This is a genomic window from Nostoc sp. CHAB 5715, assembly GCF_020829685.1.
Lineage (GTDB): Bacteria > Cyanobacteriota > Cyanobacteriia > Cyanobacteriales > Nostocaceae > Nostoc.
In genome coordinates this window covers 1-5,367 of record NZ_JAIVFR010000512.1, presented here as the reverse complement: position 1 = coordinate 5,367, position 5,367 = coordinate 1, and the positions used below count along the sequence as shown (strand labels likewise).

The following is a 5,367-nucleotide window of genomic DNA, read 5'->3' as shown; positions in this document are numbered from 1 at the left end:
GCAAACGCAAATCAATCAACTTGACCAGCAACTGCAACAGCTAGACGTAGAAGGACAAAGAGCGATCGCTGCAATTCAAAAGCAGAGTCTGCAACCACCTGGCCCCCAGACCCTCCAACAAATTGACAATATCCAACTCCAAGTCAATCAAAAGAAAAGTGAATTTCTAGAGCAGAAAAATCAATTGCTGCAAAACCTCCAGCAAGTGCAGTTTCTCCAACAAGATCAGGAAGTCAACCAATTCCAAATGGAAGGCTTTTTCCGGGTAGAAACGGGAGATAACCTGATTAGCAAAATGCAAGTCGAAATCGTTCTGCGCGATGGCGTTGTAGAAGAAATTCGCGGCGACATTTAAATTTGTCATTTGTCATTTGTCATTTGTCATTTGTTTTATGACCGATGACCAATGACTAATCACAGATGTGATTTAACTTTGTTTGGGAGCGGCTTCCAGCCCAACATTCCACCTGGGAGCCAGCCCAAACAATTTGCCAGACTGGAGGTGAGCTAATAAAAAGCGATCGCCCAAAAGTAGTCATCTCAACTCGATATTTAATACCAACTGAATCATCACCCCCCTTGATTTGCGTAATCGTCACAAGGGCCTGATTTCGTTGTGGATAAGCTACCTCTACCTTTCGCCTTCCTCCCACTGCTCCTATGTCGTCAAAGGCATTCAGGGCGAGGGTAGCAGGATCGCTACCTTGGAGAGATGAATTGAGCTTTTCTAAAGGTATGGTTTTATAATCGGAACGCTCTGAGTATGCCACAACCTCTTGAGACTGATGTATTGCTCCCACCTGCTGGGTTTGTGCATCACTAGTCTCAACAATGGGTGCAGATTGCTGGTGGGTAAAATATACTCCAGCGCCAGCAGTGGCAAAGATACTTAGTATCACAATCAAAAATAATTTCAACTTTGCCGACATAAAAGTAAACAGGAATTTCAAATAGGTTTATGACCAATTTTGAATTCTAGATTGAACTGCATCCCATATCCTCTACCTGTGAGAAGCTCTTGTATTTGAAGTAGTGGTTATGAGGAATATAAATAGCAATCCCATTTAATCCGTGAGAAACTCATGATGGTTGTTCCAAGTCAACCACTAAAACGAGACCGAGATATTCGCTAACCATTGAGGATAGCTCTGTATTATAGACCTCCAATTCATATTTAGGTTCCTGGAGTCAAGAGTTAAGGGTAAAGAATCAAAAGTCCAGATTTAAGAGTCAAAAGTTAGTAACTCTCCCCCATCTCTCTCATCTCCCCCATCTCCCTCATCTCCCTCATCTCCCCCACTCCCCACTCCCTACTCCCTACTCCCCAATCAAAATATAAAATCTCCAGTCCAAAACTCTCCCACCAAGATACAATTCGATCTGATAAAAACTGTTAAAGTCCATAAACCATTGATTCCCAAACCACCCTATGAGCATTCACGAAGTATTTATGCCGGCGCTGAGTTCCACCATGACCGAAGGCAAAATCGTTTCCTGGGTGAAATCGCCAGGGGACAAAGTGGAAAAAGGCGAAACAGTGGTGGTTGTAGAGTCAGATAAGGCAGATATGGATGTAGAAACCTTTTATGAGGGATTTCTTGCCCATATTATAGTTGAAGCTGGTGAAACTGCCCCCGTAGGATCTGCGATCGCCTTCATCGCCGAAACGGAAGTTGAAATTGAAAGTGCAAAATCTCTTGCCAATTCCGGCGGCGTGGCTGCTACTACTACCTCTTCCCCTGAACCAGTCGCCGCCACAGCTTCAGCTGCCACACCTGCCTTAGCGTCTCAAAACGGGTCTAACCACAAAGAAGGAAGGCTTGTAGCTTCACCCCGTGCCCGCAAATTAGCCAAAGAACTCAAAGTTGATTTAACTACTCTCCAAGGCAGTGGCCCCCACGGTCGCATTGTCGCCGAAGATGTAGAAGCATTGTCCAATAAGGGTAAACAACCCGCCCCTGCCCCAGTTGCCCCACCAGCACCTGTACCAACCAGCGCCCCAGTTGCACCTCCAGCACCTCGCACACCCGCACCCGCGCCAGTGGTAGCGGCTGTTCCTGGTCAAATCGTGCCTTTAACTACCTTCCAAAATGCCGTAGTGCGGAACATGGTAGCTACCATATCCGTGCCCGTCTTCCGTGTCGGTTATACAATTACCACTGATGGGTTAGACAAACTTTATAAACAAATTAAATCCAAAGGCGTGACAATGACAGCCCTACTGGCGAAAGCTGTCGCGGTGACTTTACAAAAACACCCATTGTTAAATGCCAGCTACTCAGACCAGGGTATTGTTTATCATTCTGATATCAACATCTCTGTAGCAGTAGCGATGGATGATGGCGGATTAATTACACCTGTGCTGCAAAATGCAGACGCAGTGGATATTTATTCTCTATCGCGTACTTGGAAGTCTTTGGTAGAACGTGCCAGGGCAAAACAACTACAGCCCCAAGAATACAACAGTGGTACTTTTACACTATCCAATTTGGGGATGTTTGGCGTAGATAAATTTGATGCGATTTTACCGCCTGGACAAGGTTCAATTTTAGCGATCGGGGCATCCCGTCCGCAAGTAGTAGCAACACCCGACGGTTTATTTGGCGTGCGGCAACAAATGCAAGTAAATATTACTTCTGACCACCGGATTATTTACGGTGCTCATGCTGCGGCGTTCTTGCAAGATTTAGCGAAATTGATTGAGACAAATCCTCAATCTTTGACAATGTAATTTTGAAAAAACACCAAATTTAAATGTTAGCGCTATGAGCGAACAGCCTTTTTCGTAGAGTAGCGCTAACAATAAATAATACTTACACATAATTTTTCTGTCCAAACTAGAATGATTTTGGACTCTTGATATATTCGTTGATCGCTTTATGGGTTGTACTCACACCAAAACCGATGCTTAAATCCAAGGCGATCGCCAGTTTGAGTATAACCTAGATCGTATGCATATCCACTCTCCCAAAAACTGATGGTGTAACGTCTACAACCTTGAAGTGTCTCTTGCATAAATTGTCTGACTTGCTCACCTTTGGGATAACTAATCATTTCTGAGAGCGACTTATCAACTGCAAACATTCCACTAGCTTTCAATTACCCTCAATTGAGAATTCGCTTCTGCTACTAGATTACCCAACAGAAGTTCTGAAGTGTTCCTCTTACCGATAAACTTTGGAGCATTTTTACTAAGGCGATCGCAGTCTAAACGCCATCAGTCAAATTTGCAATTGTGAACCTTTGTATGATTCGCTTGTATACATCGTATACATCAAGCTAAAATGAGTGATTAAAAGGAGAGTTTTTCATGTCTCAAAGCGAAGTTGTTACCGTTAGATTAACGCCAGAGATTAAGGCGAAGTTGGATGCCCTTGCTAAAAGTACACGGCGTAGTAAGTCTTGGTTGGCGGCAGAGGCGATCGCCTTGTACGTGGAACAGTCAAGCTGGCAAATCCAAATGATTGAAGAGGCGGTGAAAATTGCTGATTGCCCACAAGCTCAATGGATTGAAGGTTCAGAAGTGTCTGCTTGGCTCGACACTTGGGGAATGGAGAATGAAAAACCATCTCCATGCGTTTAGTTTTTCTTGAGCTTGCTGTTTCTGACCTAGCAAGCATCCGTGACTACATTGCTGATGCGGACCCGTCATATGCTCGTGAGGTGGCCACACGTCTACAGCAAATTATCAATAAGTTGCTGGTAATGCCGAACCTTGGTAAATCAGGACGGGTGTTTGGTACTAGGGAATTAGTGACACCGCCAATTGGTAAGACTGCCTACGTGGTGGTGTACAGAGTTCAGGATACGCGCTTGGAGATTCTGCGGATTCTCCCTGGAATGCGGGATCTCGATCGTATTTTAGATGAATCGGTCATAGACGAGGAGTGAGATCGCACAGGTGAATAACTTAAGCTGTTATCTGCCGCTTGTTAAAAACAGGCAAACTTCCGCCAGAGTGTACTAGTACAAAATTCTTCTTTTGCTCAGTTGCACACTAATCCTACTTGCTTCATGTCTTTCGAGCAGTTACAAAAAAAGTCAAATTTTCGTACCAAGCTCCTTGTTCAGTTGCTTCTGCTTCAATTTTTTGACTATATTCTGCTTTTAATTGTGCCATTTGCTCTGATGAAACCTGTAACAAGGGGTTTTCTCTAGGATGAAACCATCCTCCATTCCATTCTTTAGCTTGCTCTAGATTGCGATAGAAACCTAGTTGTTGGGTCTTCACTTCAATATCTTTAAAACCAGCTTCTGCAAGCAAATAATGACACTTTTCAGGAGTGCCTGTTGGCTCATTGATATTTTTCAAGAAAATATTATGTTTGCCACAAATTTCAATTATGATTGGCGCTTCACATGATTGCTCAGAGCAACAAGAAAAACCGATGACTCCCCCTGGTTTGAGAAAACGATACCATTTACGTAGAGCAGCAAGAATATCTTTAAAATAGACTATTGCTGTAGAGCAAAGAATAGCATCAAAACTCTCATCATTAAAGTCAATATACTCAGCATCAGCTTCAATAAGTTCGATATTTTGCAAGCCTAATTCTTCAATTTTCTGTTGTGCTTGATTTAACATCCCTGAAGAAAAATCTACTCCAGTTACTTTTCCTTCAGAACCGATAATTTTTGCAACAGCAATGGCAATGATACCTGTGCCCGTTGCCATATCCAATACTTTTTGTCCTTTTTGCAATTGAACTAAATCTAGTAGAGGGAGAGCGCGATGAATTGTGTAATCGTTGTCATAGCTAGTTCTGCTATCAAAGAAATCAATTACTTTTTTCTTATACTGTTGTTCGTATTGGCTATTTTGCATGATATTCTCGATTTTCACTGGTCAATTATGAGAATAAATTGTGAGTGAAACTTTTGTCTTCTGAAAACTTGCTTTCAAAATATTTAAATCTTGCAAAATCCCAAAATTTATATCATTCCTCTATATGCTTTGGGTGTGATTCCTATATGCTTACGAAAAATGGTATTAAAGTTGCTTTGGCTAGAACAGCCAACTTGAAGTGCAATTTCGATAATAGGTAATTGAGTATAAGTGAGTAAAAATTTAGCTCGCTCAATCCGACATTGAATGACGTATTGATGTGGAGAAAGACCCATTAAACGTTTAAACCAACGACAGAATGAATAAGAACTCATATTCACTAGACTAGCCAGTTCTACCAGCGTTAATTCTAGTGCTAAGTTGTCATAAATATAATCAATTACCTGCCGTAATTGACGCTTAGAAAGATTAACCTCAAATTCTGCAATTAGTTGCCGTGTTTCAGAATAAGTTTTGAGGAGATGGGCTGCTAGAGCAATAGCAACTGATTCACCATATAGTTTACCTATTATCGAAATTGC

8 protein-coding genes are annotated in these 5,367 nt (G+C 42.2%); 4 read left to right on the top strand and 4 right to left on the bottom strand.

Going from position 1 to position 5,367, the window contains the following annotated elements; translation table 11 throughout:
- The coding region (locus LC574_RS24715) for a YlqD family protein (RefSeq protein WP_229456191.1) at window positions 1–355 on the top strand (355 nt) is incomplete at its 5' end.
- Window positions 356–410: 55 nt separating this feature from the next.
- On the opposite strand, the gene LC574_RS24710 is transcribed toward LC574_RS24715, so the two are convergent.
- A complete protein-coding gene (locus LC574_RS24710) occupies window positions 411–929 on the bottom strand; it encodes a hypothetical protein (protein WP_229456190.1) in 519 nt (172 codons plus the stop codon).
- 500 nt (window positions 930–1,429) lie between these two features.
- Between LC574_RS24710 and LC574_RS24705 the strand changes: the two genes are divergently transcribed.
- Window positions 1,430–2,731: a dihydrolipoamide acetyltransferase family protein gene (locus LC574_RS24705; RefSeq protein WP_229456189.1), complete on the top strand. Its 1,302-nt coding sequence runs from the start codon at window positions 1,430–1,432 to the stop codon at window positions 2,729–2,731.
- Window positions 2,732–2,877: 146 nt separating this feature from the next.
- Here LC574_RS24705 and LC574_RS24700 read toward each other — a convergent pair whose 3' ends face one another.
- Entirely contained in the window at window positions 2,878–3,084 is a 207-nt protein-coding gene (locus LC574_RS24700) for a hypothetical protein (protein ID WP_229456188.1), read from the bottom strand.
- A gap of 226 nt (window positions 3,085–3,310) precedes the next feature.
- Here LC574_RS24700 and LC574_RS24695 point away from each other — a divergent pair, with 226 nt between their 5' ends.
- A complete protein-coding gene (locus tag LC574_RS24695; protein ID WP_229456187.1) occupies window positions 3,311–3,583 on the top strand; it encodes a CopG family ribbon-helix-helix protein in 273 nt (90 codons plus the stop codon).
- Window positions 3,574–3,891 (top strand): type II toxin-antitoxin system RelE/ParE family toxin, encoded by a 318-nt coding sequence (locus LC574_RS24690; RefSeq protein WP_229456186.1) that lies wholly within the window; start codon window positions 3,574–3,576, stop codon window positions 3,889–3,891. Before LC574_RS24695 ends, LC574_RS24690 begins: the two co-directional genes overlap by 10 nt.
- A gap of 121 nt (window positions 3,892–4,012) precedes the next feature.
- On the opposite strand, the gene LC574_RS24685 is transcribed toward LC574_RS24690, so the two are convergent.
- The gene (locus LC574_RS24685; protein ID WP_229456192.1) at window positions 4,013–4,825 is read right to left on the bottom strand and encodes a class I SAM-dependent methyltransferase; all 813 of its coding nucleotides are present in this window, start codon (window positions 4,823–4,825) and stop codon (window positions 4,013–4,015) included.
- A gap of 107 nt (window positions 4,826–4,932) precedes the next feature.
- Window positions 4,933–5,367: helix-turn-helix domain-containing protein (locus LC574_RS24680; protein ID WP_229456185.1), on the bottom strand; the 435-nt coding region annotated here is incomplete at its 5' end.